Source organism: Acinetobacter sp. CFCC 10889 (assembly GCF_003268395.1).
Taxonomy (GTDB): domain Bacteria; phylum Pseudomonadota; class Gammaproteobacteria; order Pseudomonadales; family Moraxellaceae; genus Acinetobacter.
Genome location: NZ_LQXQ01000056.1, coordinates 1 through 21,209 on the forward strand (window position 1 = coordinate 1; position 21,209 = coordinate 21,209).

Here is a 21,209-nt window from a genome sequence, read left to right on the forward strand (position 1 = left end):
TCTTAAATTCTGAGATTGAGATAGGTGGGCTAGGTAAAATATTTATAAAGTTTTACTTAAAGCAAGTACGACAAATTGTGTTTATCTTGCATCATAAAAATAGGTTTGCTATTTTTATTCCTCAGGGCGCTTAGCTCAGTTGGTAGAGCGTCTGCCTTACAAGCAGAATGTCGGCGGTTCGATCCCGTCAGCGCCCACCAAATTTATGTTGTAACTCAAAATCTTTACTTGAGTAAAGTACCATTGCAGCGGTAGTTCAGTTGGTTAGAATATCGGCCTGTCACGCCGAGGGTCGCGGGTTCGAGTCCCGTCCGCTGCGCCATTTATATTAAATCCTGAGATTGAGATAGGTGGGTTAGGTAAAATATTTATAATGTTTTACTTAAAGCAAGTACAACACATTGTGTTTATCTTGCATCATTAGGAGAACCTGAAGAAAGATCATAAATTTTTCTCTAGGGTTCGGACAAATCCTTAAAGCAATGCTTTAAGTTTGTTTATCCTCACTCAGGGCGCTTAGCTCAGTTGGTAGAGCGTCTGCCTTACAAGCAGAATGTCGGCGGTTCGATCCCGTCAGCGCCCACCATATATTTTCTGTTATATATTTCTAGTTGTTTTTCTTTCCAAATCTTTTCAAATTCCTGTAATATATCAATATAACAAATTTAATTATATTACGAAAAATATGCGAAATCCTTATCAGCGCAAGTCTGCGTCAAGTACCCAAAAATCCTCTCTTTCTGCTGATGAGCAATATCTACACTTTATTGAGACAATTATCACTCAAACAAAAGTATACGCACTTTATGATGAGGGGTGGGCGCTGTGTTCAACACCTACAGGTCAGCAAGCATTTGCAGTCTGGCAAAGTCGTAGTTTAACGCAGTTATTAATCAAAGATAATTGGGCACGTTATTCGGTTCAAGAGATTGATTTAGTTGCTTTTATTGAGCAAGTTATTCCTTTCATTATTGAAAATAACACTTTACTTTCAATCAATTTAACACCTGAGGGGCAGAATATTCTAGTATCAGGTGCAAAATTTTTAGTGGATATGAAAAAATATTTATATGCTTTATATTTAGAAAAACCAGAACTATTTCAAAATAATCGTTTACCTTTACCACGTAAAATCAGAATTCATAGTCAGTAAGTTTCTGTGATGATGCAATAAGATGATGAAGTGACCTTATTGCATTCTAATATTCTTGTAGTAGCCATCCACTGAAGTAAGCAAAGTATTCACGTAACCATGCGTTATAACGTGTTGCAAGCGGTGTTTCAGCACTAAGAGTTACAAAGTTGTGATAACCTTGTTTTCGTGCAATAGCCGCTGCACGTAGTGTATGAAAATCACTGGTGACAATAGCGATTTTAGCGTTTAGGTCGAGTTGATGTGCTGTTAAAATTTTCTGGCTATTTTTTAGGTTCAGTGCAGTACTGGTACTTTGATCTTCTTTTAAAATTTTTGCAGCATTGAGCTGATATTTTTCTTGTAAATAGCCTGACATGGATTCAGCTTCGGTGATGCTTTCGCCATAGTCCAAACCACCACTGACAATGATCCATGCTTGTGGTTGTTGTTGTGCGACATCTGCTGCGGTATCTAAGCGTGATGCGAGTGTGGGTGAGGGACGACCTTGAATAATGCCACTACCTAATACAATGATGGCATCAACTTTTGTTATTTCTGTGTTTGATTGGGTTTGTTGATGTAAATAAACAAAGAAAGCCAATAAACTTACTGTCCATAAGCTAAAAAGTGCCCATCCAATTTGCCAGAATTTTTTGAGTTTTAAATTTTTTTGTAGAGCATTTTGAATTTTTTGATAAAAAATGACATAGATTAGAAAAAATAGACCAATGCCAAAAGGCAGAATTGTACCTAAATGGATTTTATTTTGTAAAATAAGGATCAGGCCATCTAAAAATAAAATTAGACCTAAAATAAACAGGAAAATACGCAGTAAAATGGAAAACTTCATTTGAGTAATCATCATCATTTTGAATAAGATTGGTTGTTATTTTAGCAAAGCCTTCACTTTTTTAGCGTTGAAATTGTAAGGTGAATTATTGATTGCAAAATAAAAAACCGAGCAACGAGGCTCGGTTTTTTTATTTGATAACTTAAAATGACTTAATACACATCACGTTTATAGCGACCATTTTCACGTAATTGGTTGACGTGTTCTTCACCTAAAATGTCGATCAATGCTTGGTCAACATCACTCGCCATACCTTGAATGCTACCACATACATAGATTACAGCACCTTGCGTAACCCAAGTTTTTAGCATCTCTTGTTGTTCACGTAGCTTATGATGTACATAGATTTTCTCAGCTTGATCACGTGAAAAAGCCAAATCCAAGCGTTTAAGCATACCTGTAGTCTGCCAAGCTTCAAGTGTTTCTTTAAAGAAGAAGTCATGAGCTTGTTGACGCTCACCAAAGATGAGCCAGTTTTCAGCATAACTTGCTCGTACACGGCTATGGATCAAGCTCATCAATCCTGCAATCCCAGTACCATTACCAATACAAATAATCGGACGATTGTCATCAATTAAATGGAAAGATGGATTGGTACGAATGCGCATTTCAATCTGGTCATTAACTTGACAATGTTGGGTTAACCAACCTGAACCTAAACCAAGTTCACCTTGCGTATTGGCTTGTTGGCGTACAACCAAGCGTAAAACTTGTTGTGATGGAATACTTGCAATTGAATATTCACGCGTTGGAAGTACAGGCAACTGTTCAAGTAAATGCTGCATGTTGGTAAAGGCTTTAACATCAATATTTAACTGACGGTTCCACAGCGCTTGTTGAATATTTTGTTGCTCATTGACTTGTGTTGTTGCTGAAATTTGGTGCTTTTGTAAAAAGGCATAAATACGTTCAACACTATTTCCTGTTTGGATTTCTGCAATATCACCAGCTTGCCAAATCACTTCATGTTGAGTTTGAAACTCTAGATTGTAGGCAGGTGCACCAACACTATTTGGATTAAGCAATTCTTGTTTTTTCAATGTCCATTGATCAAAGACTTTTGCGATGCTCATATCACCTAGTTCAAGTTGACTGTTTTGGGCAAGAGCAGCTGTCCATTTCTCAATATCTGCTGCATTTGCATTGTCAACTTCAATGGTTTTAAACATGGCTTGAGCATGATTGCGTTGTAACCAAGCATCAAGTTGATGACCAAAACTGCAATAGGTCTCAGGATATTCTTGTGAGCCTAAAGCCAATACTGCATATTTTACATGTTGTAAATCTAATGATTGTGACATGAATTTTTTAACAAAAGTAAGGGCTAAATCTGGTGCTTCACCTGTACCATAGGTGCTGACCACAAATAAAATTTGAGTTGAGTTTTTAAAATCTTCAGCCGTTAACTGTTGCAAAGCTTTCACAGTAACAGGTTGACGAGCAGCTTGTAAATTGGTTGCTGTACGCCAAGCCAATTGTTCAGACACACCTGTTTGAGATGCATAACTAATTAGCCATGGTGTAGCATTTGAATCAACTTCAATAGGTGTGGCATGGTTACGTGCAGCCAAAGTCAATTTCTTTTGTTTACGACGTTTGAGGTAGAGCATCCAACCTGTTACAAAGAACAACGGCATACATAATGATGCTAGAACCACTAAGAACTGGTAGATCGGACCGAAGAAGCTACCGCGATGTACAGGCAGCATGCTGCTCATGATTTTTTCATTGAGCTTTTTATCTGCATAAAGTTCGATTTTTTCGATTTGGTTATTTTGATAATTAAAAGTTGCTTTGTTGCGTGCACGTTCATGTTGTGGAATGGCATCTACAAAAGATACTTCCATTGCACCATCTGCTTTTTTTGGAGTGGACAAGGTAATAGAAGAATATTCTTGTTTAAGTTGTGCATTAAAACCTGTCCAAGTTTGTGTATAAGCAAGTGTAATTTGACTTGGATCAATTTTGGTTTTTTCTCGTCCTTTATCTTGCCTATTTGCATCTGTTCGACCTAGATTTTCAGCTTTGTTGTGTGCTTCGGCACCAGCATGTTCACCTTGCTTAGGTTTAGTTGCGCCTGCTTGCATCTCGGGTTGCGGGCGATCTACGCCTAAAACTTTAAACATGCCATTGCGCCACCAATCATACGACCAATACAAACCTGTGACAGCTAATAATAAATAGAAAATAACAACCCAAGTACCTACAACTGCATGTAAATCCCAAAGAAAATTACGTCCTTTAAGCTTAGGTTTGATGCTGAACCATTGTTTAAAAGAATGTTTTTTTGGCCAACGTAGATATAAGCCACTGAGAATGAAATAAATCAAAATCAATGTACAAGCACCTGTGATCTGTTTACCCACAGGTCCAACTGTTAAATTACGATGTAATTGTTGAATAAATTGGAAAAAATCCCGTCCTTTGATATCAGGCAATACTGCTGCTGTATAGGGATTAATCATCATATTAAAGCCTCTACGTGCACCTTCTTTCTCAATATTGATACTTGAACTGGCATCAGGGGCTTGTTCTATGGTGATACTATTGATCTTCATTTCAGGTTGCGTCGTCTGAAAATGTTGATAAATTTCTGCGGGTGTGAGTTTGGCTCGATTTTCTACTTGTACTGTATAGCTATCAGGGTTGAGTAGTTTTTGAATAGGTTGTTCATAAGAATAAATCGCACCAGTGACCCCCATGAGAGAGAGAATCAGACCTGCAGTAATCCCGAAAAACCAATGGAGTTGGAAAAGTATTTTTTTAAACATGCGCGTTAAGGCTAAAGGCAAAATTTGAGTGCAGCAATTATAACTGAATAAATTGTAGAGAAAATGGATTTAAAGATAATATTTATTCTCATTATCATTAAGTTTTATGGCATTAAAAAAACCTCCATACATTGAAGGTTTCTTTATTGTATTGAAATTAAATGGTTTTTGCTTCGCCTACAGCTTCTTTTAAATGTTTGCGTACAGTTTCAAACGGAAAGTTTTTGCTATTCATGCGACTCGGTAAAATATAAGCACCCTGTTGACCTTTAACTTTAAAGTTCACCAATAAAAAGTCAGGGGTGTTATACCATTCATAGATATCTTTCCAGCCAATTGTACCTACACCTTCTTGCATACCCATACCAGATGGAGCAGCCATTTGTTGACGCATGACAATACCATGAGGTTGTACACCCAGTTTGATGCCTTTAATTTCTTGTACTGGAAATTCATTCATCTTGCGTTTGACATACCATTCTAAGCCAAATTTACGCACTAAAAGATAAATGGCAACACAGGCAAGTGCTACCCAAAAAATCACAGTAGAATAATTTTTGATAAAAATTAATCCAAGTATCGACAATGCTGCAATAACGCCCATGATTGCCCAAGCTTTCGTCCCAATTTTATTGGTACTGCGCCAAATCATCAATTGAGCATGGCGTTGTTCAGTCTCAGTAACTTCATACGGCACGGGTTGTAGGGTATAAGCGTACATGTTTTTTGCAGTCATAATGTCAGTATTAAAAAATATAGAGCTGTGCAGAGTTTAGCATTATTTCAATTCAAATCGTCAGTATATTCTACCAAAATATCATTGCTGAGGGCTTAGAACCTATTCAGTATTAATTTCATTCTTTTTGGCAATTTAAAAATAAGCTATTAAATTTCTCTAATGAGGAAATTGCTATCCTAGCGACTTGGTTGAGAAGCTTTTAAAGAAATTGAACCATTACTATTTGGGTGGAAGAAAAAAGCATTTACCAATCGTGGATGTCAATGAGATATCATGAAGACTCTTTTTTAATAAAATTCGTTGAATATTGTTTTGAAAAAGCGCAAATCAGTTTGCGCTTTTTTTGTTTTTATTGGATATATTTATGAACAGGTATAGCGGACGACATGCAATGTGCTTGGACGGGTTTCAAGTGCTTGACGAGTGGCATAATTTTCACTGCTATTGACACTTTGAGTATTGGATAAACCTACAGAAGTACGTGAATGACCCAATTGAACGCCGTATTGTTCTTCAGGAATCGCAGCAGGATTGGCGATTTCATTGGCACTAAGTACAGATATTTTATAGGTTTTATTTGCACCTAATACTTTTTGACAAGCACGTTGTAATTTATCAGCATCCAATTGTTGGTTTGCGCGACCTGCCAATGTATAAGCAATTGTTGCAGAATTGGCAGTTTGATCTTCAATTTGATAACCGGTGACACCATTATATTGGCGTGGGGTTGTTTGACAAGCGCTTAACCCTAAAATAACGAATCCTAAACCTAATAATCCAATTTTTTTCATCTTTAGTCAGTTCCACACTATTATTGTTTTTAAGTATGCCATAGCTCTACAAATTTAACGATGACTGATTTGCCTATTCAAAAAATATCCATTTCAGCATGAAAGGCTGAAAACATGCTATTTCCAATTAAAAATCAACTTGGTTCATATTAAACATTTATACATGATCAGTTATTCATGTATTTTTGAGTACTTTACCTACATATATAATGATAAAAGGTTATATTTTTTGTAAAACATGAGAAAAATAAGTGACTTGTCTTTTTGTTTTTTCTAAAAAATCTAGATATTTTAAAATATCTAGGCGATGGAATAAAATTGTTTAAAGTGTGTTAAATTTAATCAAATATTCAAATATGAAGAATAAAGATATTTCACGACCACAGATAAAAAAGGGGAAGCTGATGCAAGAACATTTAACAACATATGATGTCTGTGTGATCGGTGGTGGAATCAATGGTGTAGGGATTGCAACTGATGCTGCGGGGCGTGGACTTTCAGTATTTTTGTGTGAAAAAGATGACTTGGCAAGCCATACTTCTTCGGCGAGCAGTAAACTTATTCATGGTGGATTGCGCTATTTAGAGCATAAAGAATTTCGCTTAGTGCGTGAGGCTTTGCTTGAGCGTGAAGTGTTATTGGCAAAAGCACCACATATTATTCGTCCACTACGTTTTATTATGCCACATCAGCCACATTTAAGACCCGCTTGGTTGATTCGTACAGGTTTATTCTTTTATGACCATTTAGGCAAAAGAGAGCAATTGGCAGGCTCAAATCATGTGAAATTTCAAGCAGAAAATAGCCCGTTAAAAACTGAAATTACCCAAGGTTTTGAATATTCGGACTGCGCAGTAGATGATAGTCGTTTAGTCGTGCTCAATGCATTGCAAGCCAAAGAAAAAGGTGCAAAGATTGAAACACGTTCACGCTGTTTGGCTGCAAAACGAGAAAATGGACTGTGGAAAATAGAAATCGAAAATGCAAAAGGGCGCTATAACATTCAAGCCAAAGTTTTAGTTAATGCAACAGGGGCTTGGGTGACACAATTTTTGGAAAATACTGCACATGTTGCATCTGAATATGCGATTCGTATGATTCAAGGTAGTCATATCATCGTGCCAAAAATGTATTCTGAAGACAAAGCATTTATCATGCAAAATGATGACCAACGCATTGTATTTGCAATTCCATATTTAGAAAAATTTACCTTAATTGGTACAACGGATCAGGAATATCATGCAGATCCAAATCGTGTTGAGATCACTCAACAGGAAATCGACTATTTACTTGATGTTTGCAATGATCATTTTAAAAAACAACTGACACAAGCTGATATTTTATATACCTTTTCTGGTGTGCGTGCACTTTGTGATGATGAGTCTGACCAAGCGTCTGCTGTTACACGAGACTACACTTTGACGCTGAATCATGATGTTGATCAAGCACCACTATTGTCAATTTTTGGTGGGAAAATCACAACATACCGTAAGTTGGCTGAGTCTGCTTTAGAGAAAATTCAACCATTTTTTACTAATATGGATAAAACATGGACTGAAAAAGCTATATTGCCTGGTGCAGAAAATTTACATTCAGTCGATGTGTTGGTGGAGCAGATTTTATTAAAAATTAAAGCAGTATCACCTGAAACAGCGCGGCGTTGGGCACATGCCTATGGAACACGTATTTGGACAATATTGGAAAATATCAGCCATGTTCAAGAGTTAGGGCAAGACTTTGGTTCTGGTTTGTATGCACAAGAAGTGGATTATTTGGTTGAACATGAGTGGGCGATCAGTAGTGAGGATATTTTAAAGCGCAGAACAAAATTATATCTGGATTTTACCATAGAGCAAACACAAGTCTTGGATGAGTATTTGATTGCATTACATGCACGGAGACTACAAAAAGATGTCGCATAACATTAAGAGGTCAGTACTTTGTTGACCTCTTTTTTAATAAATAAGAATGGTTTAAGTCCAATCAAAGGTAAATAAAACTCTTTTGGTATCAGGTTGATAGAACATTAAAATCCAATCTGCGCCATGTGAACAATATTCCCAACCCGCAACACCTGCAATGAAATAATAACGTTGACCATCTCGATCAAAAATATGAATTTCTTGCTCATCGGTATCTTCATTGATGCATTTTAAGTCAAAGTGTTGATCAATTGGACTGCACCAGTTGCCATAATCAACTTCTCCACCTAGTTGATCTAAAAGAGTGGTTGGTGAGTCACTTTTGTATTCCATAGCTGATGATGAAATGATTTTCCCTGTTGCTTTAAAACGTGCTTTGACTTCTAAATAATCTTGATGCATCTCTTGGCTGTGTTGTTTTAAATCTTGATCACAGTCAGGGTTTTCTAATTGGAAATAATTTTTATTGCCTAGCCATTCATACTGATTTTTATCATTTAATTGTAAAATGAACCAATTTTCATTGGCATATTGATCTGCAAACTCAATTGTTTCGCTGCCAATGTAGCATTCATAAGGTTCTATGGGATTCACTAAATGAACGTTCCCTTGCCATTGAGGATTTATGGCAGAAAGGTCGATTGAAACGAGTGGAAGTAAGTGTTTGGCTAAAAATGCACTTTCTGGGGCGAAGACTATTTCATTTTCAGGCAATAATGTTAAATAAGGTTCTGGTATTGTGATGTTTTCTATCATTTTGAATATTAATATAATTTAAGTGTTTTATCGTTATAAATGAAGGGTGTTATGGACACAATGATTGTTTTGTAAATAGGGTTGTGTCGATGATATATTTGAATGATTCATTTTAAAAAGAAGGATCGTTATTAGACGACCCTTAATCGTGATTAAATTGCTGTTCCACCCAGTGTTTTACAATCAAAAGCTGTATTAATATGTACCATTGTTCCTGTGCCAACAGGACGTACAATGCGCCAAGGCCAAAAGCCAAAACGTTGGCTAACATTATAATTAATTACAGCATTGGCTTTATATTTATCTGCGATTTGGTGTAAACGGGGATGTAAATCTGTAAAACTCCCATAAGTTCCTTTACCAACTTTAATGCGTTTAATCGTTTTAAACTCTACAGCGGGTGTGCCACTGAATAAGCAGAGTGATGACTGGGTTGGTGTGGTGTTTTCATCCGCAAAAGCGAGATTGGAGCAGAATACTAAACTGACACTAATTAAAATTATTTTCTTCATGATGATCCCCATTGGTGATATTTTTTAAATTTTTAGGTGTTTCACTTATAATAAAAAAGACCGCAATTGAGCGGTCTTTAAAAATCTCTCTCAATCCCTCTTTATCAAAGAGGAAAATGAACGAAATTAAGCAGATTTTTTAACAGCTTCTAAAAGCTCATCTTGACGAGTTTTGAGCGCTTTAGGTAAACGATCACCAAGTTTGTTGAATAACTCTGTGTGGCTCTCAAGTTCTTTGATCCATTGCTCTTTGTCTTGTGCAGTTACAAGATCAAATTGCTCTTTTGTGAAATCAGAACCAGTCCAATTTAATTGTTCAAAAGTTGGAACACGACCAATAGGTGTATCAACAGCAGTTGCACGACCTTCACAACGGTCAATGATCCACTCAAGAACACGCATATTTTGACCAAAACCAGGCCATACGAAGTTGCCTTCAGCATCGCGACGGAACCAGTTTACATTGTAGATCCCTGGAAGTTTGTTGCCTGCAGCTGCAGCTTTTGCACCAACTTCTTCACCAAGCTCTAACCAATGAGAGAAATAGTCAGCCATGTTATAGCCAGCAAATGGAAGCATTGCGAATGGATCGCGGCGTACAATACCTTGTTGACCAACAGCAGCAGCCGTTGTTTCAGAGCCCATAGTTGCAGCTTTATAAACGCCATCAACCCAGTCAAAAGCTTCTGAGATTAAAGGTACAGTGTCTGCACGACGACCACCGAAGATGAATGCAGAGATTGGAACACCTGCTGGATTTTCCCAGTCAGCATCGATAGATGGGCACTGACCTGCAGATACTGTGAAACGTGCATTTGGATGTGCAGCTTTTTCTTCGCCAGTATGTGCTTGACCTTTCCAGTTAGTAAGATTTGCAGGTGCTTCTTTAGAAAGACCCTCCCACCATACTTCACCGTTGTCAGTCACAGCAACGTTGGTATAAATCACGTCTTTATGCAGTGTTGCCATGCAGTTCGGATTAGTCTTAGTATTGGTACCAGGTGCTACACCGAAGAAACCAGCTTCAGGGTTGATTGCATATAAGCGACCGTCTTCACCTGGTTTGATCCAAGCAATATCATCACCTACAGTTTCAATTTTCCAACCTTCATAACCTGCTGGTGGAATCAACATTGCAAAGTTAGTTTTACCACATGCAGAAGGGAATGCTGCTGCGATATAATGTTTTTCACCTTGTGGATTAGTCACGCCAAGGATCAACATGTGTTCAGCTAACCAACCTTGTTGGCGGCCCATAGACGATGCAATACGTAAAGCCAGGCATTTTTTACCTAATAGTGCATTACCGCCGTAACCTGAACCGAAAGACCAGATTTCACGAGTTTCTGGATAATGAACGATATATTTTTCTGGGTTACAAGGCCAAGCAACATCTTTTTGGCCAGCTGAAAGTGGTGCACCTACAGTATGTACGCACGGGATATAGTCGCCATCTGTGCCTAAGACATCATAAACAGCTTTGCCCATACGTGCCATTTTGCGCATGCTTACAGCAACATACGGAGAATCAGTCAATTCAATACCGATGTGCGCAATGTGAGAACCTAAAGGGCCCATAGAGAAAGGAACAACGTACATGGTACGACCTTCCATTGCGCCATCAAATAAACCGTTCAAGCGAGTACGCATTTCAGCAGGCGCTTCCCAGTTATTTGTTGCACCCGCATCTTCTTTATTTTCAGAGCAGATGAAAGTACGACCTTCAACACGTGCTACGTCAGAAGGATCAGAATTCGCTAAATAAGAACCAGGATGTTTTTCTTGGTTTAGTGCTTGCATAGTGCCGTTTGCGATCATCAAGTCAATATAACGTTGATTTTCTTCGTCGCTTCCGTCACACCATTCAATTTTTGCAGGTTTAGTTAATTTAGCAATTTCTTCAACCCATGCAATGAGCTTGGGATGACGAACGAATTCTGGTGCGTTCACTTGGGTCATGGTGAGGCCTATCTCAAAAGTGTACAATTGTGCTGTACAAAATAAAATCTAAATGAAAGATGATCCATCTAGATTTAAGTATGAAAAAAAAGTGGGCGTATTAAACCATATATTCATAAAAAAAATAAGACTAAAGGCGTAAAAGATACCAAATGTAATATTTGTATTAAGTTTATGATTATTAAGTTTAAAGTGTTATTTTTGCTTCAAAAATAGACGTATAATTATAAGTGATGTATGTTATTTTTTATAAAAATGTTTTTTAATATCAATGATTAGGCTTTGAAATACGATTAAGAACTATTATTGATTAAATAAATGGTATTAATCCGAATTTTACATAAAGGTACTTTTAAATGTTTAAAAAAACGACAAAAATAAAGTACTTACTCAAAAAACAAATAATTTATGAACGATCAGTTAAAACCATTGTCACTTATTTATAATGAAAACTCAGGCTTTCATGCGCGTGACAAAGAGCAAATCTATGAACAAATGATGACGATTTGGACAAGTCATGGTTATGAAATACAAGTTTTTGATCTTAGTTCAGCCGTGAATATGCAAAGTTTGTTGAAAACGATTTTTGAGCGACATGCAAAATATGATGACAAAGGTGTAATTGTTGCAGCGGGAGGGGATGGAACTTTAAATGCTGTGGCTTCACAAATGATGCATCAAGCGATTCCGATGGGAATTTTACCTTTAGGTACATTTAACTACGTTGCACGCGTGTTGAAAATACCGCTAGATCTTTTGCAAGCAGCCAAAGTGATTGTGACAGGGCAAACACGTGCGGTGCATGTGGCATGTATTAATGATCAGATTTATTTAAATAATGCCAGTTTGGGCTTATATCCATTATTTATTAAAAAGCGAGAAATTTATAATAAAAAATGGGGGAGATTTCCCTTGAATGCTTATACATCAGGATTGGATGTTTTAATTCGAGATCGAAAAGAATTAAAACTAGAGGTGGCTGTGGATGGGAAAAAATATCCTGTAAAAACACCTTTGATTTTCTTCGGGAATAACCAATTACAGCTTGAAGAAATGAAATTAAAAATTGCCAAATGTGCTGAAGTAGGGTTGGTTGCAGGGGTCGTAATCGCTAAAGGAGATAAACGGACTTTATTTAAGACGCTATTTCAAACTATTCGTGGAAAATTAGAAAAAGCTGATGATGTTTATAGTTTTAGTGCAGAGAATGTGATCGTAAATTCACAAAAACCGAAACTGACAGTGGCGTTAGATGGTGAAATTGTTGAGATGAGTACACCTTTGAAATTACATGTTGAAAAAAATGCGTTAAATATGATGGTGCCAAATGTTACTACATCTTTCTGATTTGCATTTTGGTACCGAAAGATCCGAATGTATTCAGGCAATCCAAAAGTTTTGTGTATTACATCGACCAGAAGTGATTGTGGTCAGTGGAGATGTAACACAACGTGCAAAATTAAGTGAGTTTTATCGTTGTAAACAGTTTTTAGAGTCATTACATACGCCTTATATCGTGATTCCTGGTAATCACGATATTCCTTTATACCAAGTTTGGAAAAGGGTTTTTCATCCATTTACTTTGTATCAACTATTTTTTGGGAGTTTGGAAAAAACGTTGTTAACAGAGCATTTTTATATTGTAGGGGTGAATAGTATTCGTCGACGTTATCATACACGTGGACATATTTCTTTAATGCAGATTGGGAAAGTTGCCAAATTATTAGAGAGTGCGCCTAAAGATAAATTAAAAATAATCACTACACATCAGCCATTTTATATTGAGGTGACAAGTAAACATTTTAAAGATCGTCCTGCTTTGGCAACTTTAGCAGCAAAATCATGGGGGGAGCATGGAGCTTATGCCATTTTACATGGGCATTTACATCAAGCAGCAGTGAATGATCTCAATCAAACTTTTAAGCTACATCTTTCCCATCCTTTGTATGATGTGATCGCAGGAACAGCTACATCAGACCGCTTACACGGTGCAAACCCAAATGGTTTTAATGTGTTACATATTGATGGTTGTTTTGAACATTATATTTTTGATGAAAGTTCAAAAAGCTTTGTCAAAAAAGCGACTTAGTCATCAGTTCTATTGTATTTGAGTAAAAAACAACCAAATTAATTAATTTTTTTTGTATTTCCCCTTGAAGCGTTTTTTTCCATCCCCACAAAAGTGTCATATCAAAATTTTGTTGATGACCTAGGAATAAGAAGTCATCTTCATCCCACAATCAATGACATTTTTTACAATGTCGATGGAGTTAGAAATGAGCAAGATTCGTCCTTTACATGACAATGTCGTTATTCGCCGTGTTGAAAAAGAAACTAAAACTGCAGGTGGTTTGATTCTAAGCACTTCAGCAGCGGAACAACCAGCTCAAGGTGAAATTCTTGCTGTAGGTAATGGTAAAATTACTGACAATGGCGTTCGTGCTTTAGATGTAAAAGTAGGCGATAACGTATTGTTCGGTGCGTATGCAGGTACAAAAGTAAAAGTTGATGGTGAAGAACTTCTTGTGATGAAAGAATCTGACATTTTAGCGGTACTTGAAGGCTAATTTAGACTTTTGTTCTCTTATCTTGATTGTAAAAATTAACAATATTTGGAGTTTAGCATGTCAGCTAAAGACGTAAAATTCGGTGATTCAGCGCGTTCAAAAATGATCGCAGGTGTAAATGTCCTTGCAGATGCAGTAAAAGTAACTTTAGGCCCTAAAGGTCGTAACGTTGTGATCGACCGTTCTTTTGGTGCACCACATATCACTAAAGATGGTGTGACTGTTGCAAAAGAAATTTCTCTAAAAGACAAATTTGAAAACATGGGCGCGCAACTGGTACGTGAAGTATCAAGCAAAACCAATGACATCGCGGGTGACGGTACAACGACTGCAACTGTACTTGCACAAGCAATCCTCAATGAAGGGATCAAATCTGTAACAGCAGGGATGAACCCAATGGATTTGAAACGTGGTATTGACCTTGCAGTTAAAGCATTGGTTGCAGAAATTAAAGCAACTGCAAAACCTGCTTCTGATACCAAAGCAATTGAACAAGTCGGTTCGATTTCTGCAAACTCTGATGAAACTGTGGGTAAACTCATTGCACAAGCAATGGAACGCGTAGGCAAAGAAGGCGTAATTACAGTTGAAGAAGGTTCAGGCTTTGAAGATGCGCTTGACGTGGTTGAAGGTATGCAGTTTGACCGTGGTTATATCAGCCCATATTTTGCAAACAAACAAGATACATTGACAGCTGAACTTGAAAACCCATTCATTCTTCTTGTTGATAAAAAAGTCAGCAACATTCGTGAATTGATCGCAGTATTGGAAGCAGTTGCTAAAACAGGTAAACCACTTCTTATCATCGCTGAAGATGTTGAAGGTGAAGCGCTTGCTACACTTGTCGTGAACAACATGCGCGGTATTATCAAAGTATGTGCAGTGAAAGCGCCTGGTTTTGGTGACCGTCGTAAAGCAATGTTACAAGACATCGCGATCTTGACGGGTGCGACTGTGATTTCTGAAGAAGTGGGCATGACTTTAGAGCAAGCGACACTTCAAGACTTGGGTACAGCGCACAAAATCACTGTTTCTAAAGAAAATACTGTAATCGTTGATGGTGCAGGTGATGCAGCACAAATTGCTGAGCGTGTAACTCAAATTCGTGCGCAAATCGAAGAATCAACTTCTGAATACGACAAAGAAAAACTTCAAGAACGTGTTGCTAAATTGGCAGGCGGTGTTGCAGTGATCAAAATCGGTGCTGCAACTGAAGTTGAAATGAAAGAGAAAAAAGACCGTGTTGATGATGCGCTTCATGCGACTCGTGCTGCGGTTGAAGAGGGTGTAGTTGCAGGTGGTGGTGTTGCGCTTGTACGTGCAGCGAAAGCACTTGATGGTGTAAGCGGTGCAAATGATGATCAAAATGTAGGTGTAAATATTTTACGCCGTGCAATTGAAGCGCCATTACGCCAAATCGTTGCCAACGCAGGTGATGAGCCTTCTGTTGTGATCAATGCTGTGAAAAATGGCGAAGGTAACTTCGGTTATAACGCTGCAACTTCACAATATGGCGACATGCTTGAAATGGGTATTCTTGATCCAGCGAAAGTAACTCGTTCTGCACTTGAACATGCTGCATCTGTGGCAGGTTTGATGTTAACCACAGAATGTATGATCACAGATATCCCTGAAGACAAACCAGCAATGCCTGATATGGGCGGCATGGGTGGTATGGGCGGCATGATGTAAATTCATTCAACTCCGTATTTTAAAAGTCGCATTATTTGCGACCTTTTATTTATTTTTATGTTTTATCGCTAAGGTTGTAACTGTTTTTAGGTTAATTTTTTATAAAAATAGAGTTAAATTCAAGTGAAAATTTAAATTTAAGAAGCCTTTTAAATACTTACAAGAAGGATCTTCTTGTATTGGATTAAATTTTAGTTTAAATTATATTCATAAGTTTGAAATAGATTAAATTATATAATAAAAATGAGGTGCCCTTTTGGATTTGCTCGAACAAGATATAGAAAACCATTATGCTTCAATTCATAAAGAAGAGTTAAAACATCTATACGCAACTATAGTTGAAAATTTCAATGTGATTAAAAAGCTACAATTAGAAAATTTATCTTTAAGATCACAATTAGAACAATCTATTCATCATGTATCTAATTTAAAAGATCATCAATTAAATCATTGATAAGTTGTTGTTGTTTTAAGGTTAGACGTTGAAACTTTTCATCGATCATTGATACATGGTTGGTGTTTGCTAGTGTTTGCTAGTGTTGGCTGAACTTGTTGTTCACCAAATCTTAACCATTCACTACTAACTCTTAGCCAAATGGCTAATATTTGTAATTTTTCTTGACTTGGAATGGCATGGCCATTGAGCCAGTTATGAGTGGTCTGGGTGCTTACAGGTGAGTTTGAGTATCTAAGATTAAATTCTTTCGATAAAAAGGTTGGACTAATTGGAAAATTGAGTTGTTCCAGACTTAATTTTAACCGATTACTGAAGGCTTTTTTTTCACTAATTTTGTTCATAATAAAATGAAAATTCCTTTAATAAGTTGATTAATATTTAAGGTGGAGTGGGGTGAAAATTTCTATTAATTATAAAGAGATACGATATAAGTGCAAGTGTTTATATACAAAAATACAAACAATAAAAAACTGGAAAATTGTCATTATTTATTAGTGGTTTAATTTATCCAAACATGAAAAAAATAGCACAACATATACAATAATATTTTAAAATTAAATCAAGTTTTGATTGATAAAAAAATAAAGCACTATTAGAATCTTCAAGGAAACATAAAAATGTCTAACTTCTACAATAAATACTTATTAGAAGTTAAATATGCTTGAACAACGTTGAAAAATATTCAGCAGGATTTATATATGAAATTAGTAATGAAAAAAACTTCACTAGCACTTGCGATTGCAACTTTATCTAGCGCAACAATGGCAATCGATAGCTACCGTCCAGCAGTAGATGAAAAATTAGGGTCATATCAACAAACAAGTGGTACTGAAGATTCAAAAGGTAATCCACTTACCACTGAAACAGCAAATAGTGATAAAATTGAATCAGCTACAGCAAAAGTAGCAGGTAAAAAAGTTGAAGATAATGGTGTTAATTATCAACAGTATACTTATACAGAAACACGAAAAGGTAATTTAGAAACAGATACTACAACAACAAATGATAAAGTAGCTGATGCAAATACACAGCTAAGCCGTTCAGAAGTTGTTTCTCAAGGCACAAAACAAAGTGGTTTGGTTACACGTACAGCCAATACTCGTGTTGAATTAAATGACAAGGGTGCTGAAGTTGCTGGCTCTGAGCAACGTACAAAAGATAGTTCTTTTGCATTCAATGCTGATGATTTGGCTAAAGTGAATAATGCAATTAAAGAAAGCTATTACAGCAAAAATGTGAGCACTGCTTATGTTGCAGCTGATAGCCGTGCAACGACTGAAGAAACTCAAAGCAAAGAAACCAAATTACGTTCTGAAGCTAAACGTGATGCAAATGGTAAGGAAATTGCAGGACAGTTTATTAGTACAGGTACTGTAGCATCTGAATATAATACTAAAGATGAAACGTTCAAATCTAAAGCGAATGCAGCAGGTAAGGTTGTTAGTCAAGATGCCGCAGGTCGTTTATCAACTTCTGAAACTAGTTCAACGGCTGAACGAGTTTCAACGGATTACGCACGTAATGAAAAAGGTGAAGTTGCGGGTTATAGCTTAACTGCTGATAAAAAATATTTAGATGAGTCTAAAGTCGTTAATACGAAAACAGCATCTACAAGCAAAGATACAACTTATGATCAAGTTGCTGCATTAAGCGTAGATACAAGTTCAACATCTAAAACTGATGAAACAGCGACTTCACTATTAGATAACTTTAATTATGTGAATAACTCAACCGAAACTAAATCTGATAAAGTTTATAAAGATGGTTTGAGTAATCTAGCTTATGAAAGTTCTTCAAGTTCTACAACGCACTCAACAGATCGTGAGTTTAAAAAGAATGAAAAAGGCGAATATGAATTAGCCAATGGCAAGCCGGTTGTTGCTTCTACTACAGTAACTGATACATCAAATGAAGAATTTGACTCAGCATATCAACCAACTCAATATGCTTCAGGTAAAAACCAAGGTAAAGATTATGAAATCTTTAACAATGGTATTAGCACTCGTGCTACAGATTCAGCAGTGCAAAAATCTGTAGATAAGTCATCTTTTAGTGAAACAAAAACCTATGCTGATGGTTTTGTTGCACATGATAAAGCGACAAAAAATGATTCTGCTGACTATGCGCGTAGCCAACAAGAAAACATTGAAGTAAATCGTGTATTAGTTGATCAAGCAACTACAGATAGCAAGCAATTAGGCAAGTTAACACTTGGTTCGGTAGTGACTAAGCAAGGAACTGATGCAAGCTTTAAGGCAGGTACTGTTGCTTTAACAATTAATGATTCTTTAAATGATCGTCCGACAAACATTGATAAAGCTGATGGTACTGGAACGCATATTAAAAATGATGCAATTTTCATCAATAAAGATGCAAATGGAAATATTATTTTAAATCAAGGCGAAGAAATTACCGCTGACCAAATTCAATCTTGGAAAGATGAAAATGGTAAAATACGTCATTATGTTGTTATCGGTCAAGACTTAGATGGTAACGATATCCGTAGTGAAGTAACTTATACAGGTGGTACGGCTGGAAGTTCTACAGCAGTTACTGTTGATACTGCTGAAATTAAGAAAACAAGCAAAGATTTCCAAGAAAAAGTTGATCATAATGCAGCAACTGTTTATGACTTAAATGCTAAGCAAAGCTCTGAAACTGCAACAACTTCTAAAGATGGTAAAACTGTTTATGAATCAAATAAAGATTCTAAAACAGAAACTGTCAAGCTATATGCAACAGGCAAAAATGCTTTAGCACGTGAAACAACTCAATCAGAATCTAATGAAAAAGTAGAAACTCATTTTGATCGTGATGAAGAAGGTAATTTATTAGTTGATGCAAATGGTAAAGCTGTAGTTGTTGGTATTTCTACTGAGTCAAGTTCTGCAAATGCTGCTTTACAGCAATATCAAGCGGGTCAAGAGAAAGTTTGGAGTACAACTTCAAATACAACAGAAAATAATCAGTTTACTGACGCGAAAGGTAATGTTGTAGCATACGATAAATCTGATAACTCACTTGCAGCAACTCAATATGCTGAAGGTAAGAATGATCTTGATCGTACGATTGTAACAACCGGAAATGCAGCAGTTAAAGGTGCTAGTCAGCTTGAAGTTAAATCTAATCTACATGGTGTTGATGTAGATGGAAATGATTTAAATACAACTGGTGGTATTTTAGCGAAAGACCAATTTGGTCAAAATGTTCAATCACGTGAAGAAGTTAAATCTGCGATTGTAGATACAGTATCTGAAGCGAAAGCAACTTCAAATGTTGATGAAAAAGTATATCAAACTGGTGCAGTAACGTATAAAAAGTCTGAAAATACAACATTAACAGGAACAAATGTTGTTCATGATGATCAAATTGGAAATGTTGATAGTAAAACGACAAGTGATGTAACACTTTACGCACATGGTCAAAGTGATAAATATCGTGATTCTGTAAAAACAACTACAGAAACAGGTAGTGGAAAAACTTATGAGCTAAATGCTAAAGGTGAAGCAGTTGTTAAAGATACGTATGAATATACAGATAACGAAAAAACAACTGCTGTAAATTACCAAGAAGGTAAAAATGCGTTAACAAGTTCAAATGTTACAGAGTCTAATGGTACTCAAAAAATTGTCACTGATGCGAGTACAACAGCTTCTAAAGGTTCAGCTAAGACTGAAGATTTAGTTTACCAAGCAGATCAAAAAATTGAAACAGAGAAAAAAGCTGAGTCAACTTTTGAAACTGCTGTAAGCAACAAAGATAAGTCTGCTTATACATATACTCAAGCAGCGAAATCACATGAAGTTGTGAATAACACTGATATGGGCTTGTTAGCATCACAAGATGTGAAGCAGACAAACACTTCTGAACGTACAGAAGCATTAAAACAAACAGGTACTGATGGTAAAACAACTGATGTAAGCATTACACGTGGTAATGATGTAACTCAACGTACTGATGAGAGCGTAACAGCGAAAGCTTATGGTTCTGAAACCAATACAGCAGCTGATGGTGTGAAAACTGTTGTTGCTAAAACACAAACTTCAGTATCAGATAAGTTTAATACTTTTGAGTCAGATACCATTAACCGTACTGAGACTAAAGTTGCAGCAGACAAAACATCTACAGCAAAATCTGAAACACGTGTAGACAATGTTCAAGGTATTACTTTAACAGAAGAAAAAATTACAACTGATGCTGCTGGTAAAGCAACAACTACAGTTGTAGGTTCTACTTCAATTAAAGCAGGCGAGATCAAAGTTGGTGATGTTACAATCAATGCTGATAAAGGCTTAAATGCTGGTAATAAAGTCATCGGTAATGTTGCAAATGGTGTTGTAGACTCAGATGCTGCAAACATGGGTCAGGTTCGTTCATTTGCTTCTGATTTGAATCGTCGTGTAGATGATGTTGAAACAACAGCTTATCGTGGTATCGCAATTGCATTGGCTGCTCAGCAACCAGTTCCAAACATCCAACCAGGTCAGTTTGCTGTATTTGGTGGTGTAGGTCATTATGAAGGTGAATCAGCAGGTGCTTTAGGTGTAACTACAGTATTTGGTGATGGTCGTACATCTCTAAGTGGTGCAATCGGTGTTGCTGGTGGTAGCGAAGTTGGTGGTCGTGTAGGCGTTTCTTATGTGTTTGGTGGAAAATAATATTTTCTAATCGAATAAAACATAAAAAATCTCGCTTTATGCGAGGATTTTTTATTTAGCTTTTAAATGTTAGTTTTTAAAAATAGTACTGACTGGTTAAAGTCACTGTTTATAAAAATAAAATAATGCACCAAGTCGTAAAAATAATTGTCAATGCAACAAATTGTGCTGCACTGCCCATATCTTTGGCATTTTTGGATAACTCATGTCGTTCTAAAGAGATACGATCAACAACAGCTTCTAAAGCGGAATTAAATAATTCAACAATCACAGCAAATAAACACACTGCAATCATGATCGCTTGCTCAACTGCATTAATATCTAAGAAAAATGTGATCGGAATTAAAATTGCATTTAAGCCAATAATTTGTCGAAAAGCGGCTTCATTTTGAAAAGCGGT

The 21,209-nt window shown here is 36.6% G+C and carries 17 protein-coding genes and 3 tRNA genes; 11 read left to right on the forward strand and 9 right to left on the reverse strand.

What is annotated here, in order from left to right:
• The first annotated feature begins 124 nt into the window (after positions 1–124).
• From AVJ19_RS16860 to AVJ19_RS16875, 4 genes are all read left to right on the forward strand, one after another.
• Positions 125–200: transfer RNA gene (locus AVJ19_RS16860), tRNA-Val, on the forward strand.
• 45 nt (positions 201–245) lie between these two features.
• A tRNA-Asp gene (locus AVJ19_RS16865) sits at positions 246–322 on the forward strand.
• 188 nt (positions 323–510) lie between these two features.
• Positions 511–586: transfer RNA gene (locus AVJ19_RS16870), tRNA-Val, on the forward strand.
• Positions 587–685: 99 nt separating this feature from the next.
• Complete coding sequence (locus tag AVJ19_RS16875) at positions 686–1,153, forward strand: DUF2750 domain-containing protein (RefSeq protein WP_111860800.1); 468 nt, start codon at positions 686–688, stop codon at positions 1,151–1,153.
• A gap of 46 nt (positions 1,154–1,199) precedes the next feature.
• Here AVJ19_RS16875 and AVJ19_RS16880 read toward each other — a convergent pair whose 3' ends face one another.
• The 4 genes from AVJ19_RS16880 to AVJ19_RS16895 form a co-directional block, all read right to left on the reverse strand.
• Positions 1,200–1,985, reverse strand: coding sequence for a YdcF family protein (locus tag AVJ19_RS16880; RefSeq protein WP_111860814.1), 786 nt, complete (start codon positions 1,983–1,985; stop codon positions 1,200–1,202).
• Positions 1,986–2,137: 152 nt separating this feature from the next.
• Entirely contained in the window at positions 2,138–4,756 is a 2,619-nt protein-coding gene (locus AVJ19_RS16885) for a PepSY domain-containing protein (RefSeq protein WP_111860801.1), read from the reverse strand.
• Between the two features lie 157 nt (positions 4,757–4,913).
• Positions 4,914–5,492, reverse strand: coding sequence for an SdpI family protein (locus tag AVJ19_RS16890; protein WP_111860802.1), 579 nt, complete (start codon positions 5,490–5,492; stop codon positions 4,914–4,916).
• Positions 5,493–5,857: 365 nt separating this feature from the next.
• A complete protein-coding gene (locus tag AVJ19_RS16895; protein ID WP_111860803.1) occupies positions 5,858–6,286 on the reverse strand; it encodes a hypothetical protein in 429 nt (142 codons plus the stop codon).
• A gap of 404 nt (positions 6,287–6,690) precedes the next feature.
• On the opposite strand from AVJ19_RS16895, the gene glpD reads away from it, so the two are divergent.
• Complete coding sequence (glpD, locus tag AVJ19_RS16900) at positions 6,691–8,208, forward strand: glycerol-3-phosphate dehydrogenase (RefSeq protein ID WP_111860804.1); 1,518 nt, start codon at positions 6,691–6,693, stop codon at positions 8,206–8,208.
• Positions 8,209–8,259: 51 nt separating this feature from the next.
• On the opposite strand, the gene AVJ19_RS16905 is transcribed toward glpD, so the two are convergent.
• The 3 genes from AVJ19_RS16905 to AVJ19_RS16915 form a co-directional block, all read right to left on the reverse strand.
• Complete coding sequence (locus tag AVJ19_RS16905) at positions 8,260–8,964, reverse strand: hypothetical protein (protein WP_111860805.1); 705 nt, start codon at positions 8,962–8,964, stop codon at positions 8,260–8,262.
• A gap of 152 nt (positions 8,965–9,116) precedes the next feature.
• On the reverse strand, positions 9,117–9,476 hold the full coding sequence (locus tag AVJ19_RS16910) for a hypothetical protein (RefSeq protein ID WP_111860806.1): 360 nt from the start codon (positions 9,474–9,476) through the stop codon (positions 9,117–9,119).
• Between the two features lie 126 nt (positions 9,477–9,602).
• Entirely contained in the window at positions 9,603–11,435 is a 1,833-nt protein-coding gene (locus AVJ19_RS16915) for a phosphoenolpyruvate carboxykinase (GTP) (protein WP_111860807.1), read from the reverse strand.
• 408 nt (positions 11,436–11,843) lie between these two features.
• Here AVJ19_RS16915 and AVJ19_RS16920 point away from each other — a divergent pair, with 408 nt between their 5' ends.
• The 5 genes from AVJ19_RS16920 (at position 11,844) to AVJ19_RS16940 (ending at position 16,148) form a co-directional block, all read left to right on the forward strand.
• Positions 11,844–12,782 carry a diacylglycerol/lipid kinase family protein gene (locus tag AVJ19_RS16920; protein ID WP_111860808.1) on the forward strand — a complete coding sequence of 313 codons (939 nt, stop codon included), beginning with the start codon at positions 11,844–11,846 and terminating at the stop codon, positions 12,780–12,782.
• Positions 12,763–13,524 carry a metallophosphoesterase family protein gene (locus AVJ19_RS16925; protein WP_111860809.1) on the forward strand — a complete coding sequence of 254 codons (762 nt, stop codon included), beginning with the start codon at positions 12,763–12,765 and terminating at the stop codon, positions 13,522–13,524. Before AVJ19_RS16920 ends, AVJ19_RS16925 begins: the two co-directional genes overlap by 20 nt.
• Positions 13,525–13,711: 187 nt before the next feature.
• Positions 13,712–14,002: a co-chaperone GroES gene (locus AVJ19_RS16930; RefSeq protein ID WP_004722444.1), complete on the forward strand. Its 291-nt coding sequence runs from the start codon at positions 13,712–13,714 to the stop codon at positions 14,000–14,002.
• A 57-nt stretch (positions 14,003–14,059) separates the two neighbouring features.
• Positions 14,060–15,694, forward strand: a complete 1,635-nt coding sequence (gene groL, locus AVJ19_RS16935; protein ID WP_111860810.1) for a chaperonin GroEL — start codon at positions 14,060–14,062, stop codon at positions 15,692–15,694.
• 256 nt (positions 15,695–15,950) lie between these two features.
• Positions 15,951–16,148 carry a hypothetical protein gene (locus AVJ19_RS16940; RefSeq protein ID WP_111860811.1) on the forward strand — a complete coding sequence of 66 codons (198 nt, stop codon included), beginning with the start codon at positions 15,951–15,953 and terminating at the stop codon, positions 16,146–16,148.
• 38 nt (positions 16,149–16,186) lie between these two features.
• On the opposite strand, the gene AVJ19_RS16945 is transcribed toward AVJ19_RS16940, so the two are convergent.
• Complete coding sequence (locus AVJ19_RS16945; RefSeq protein ID WP_228203389.1) at positions 16,187–16,492, reverse strand: hypothetical protein; 306 nt, start codon at positions 16,490–16,492, stop codon at positions 16,187–16,189.
• A gap of 357 nt (positions 16,493–16,849) precedes the next feature.
• Here AVJ19_RS16945 and AVJ19_RS16950 point away from each other — a divergent pair, with 357 nt between their 5' ends.
• Positions 16,850–20,809: a YadA-like family protein gene (locus AVJ19_RS16950; RefSeq protein ID WP_111860812.1), complete on the forward strand. Its 3,960-nt coding sequence runs from the start codon at positions 16,850–16,852 to the stop codon at positions 20,807–20,809.
• A gap of 109 nt (positions 20,810–20,918) precedes the next feature.
• Here the strand turns inward: AVJ19_RS16950 and AVJ19_RS16955 are convergent.
• Positions 20,919–21,209, reverse strand: a 291-nt coding sequence (locus AVJ19_RS16955) for a diacylglycerol kinase (RefSeq protein ID WP_111860813.1), incomplete at its 5' end; no start/stop codon positions are given.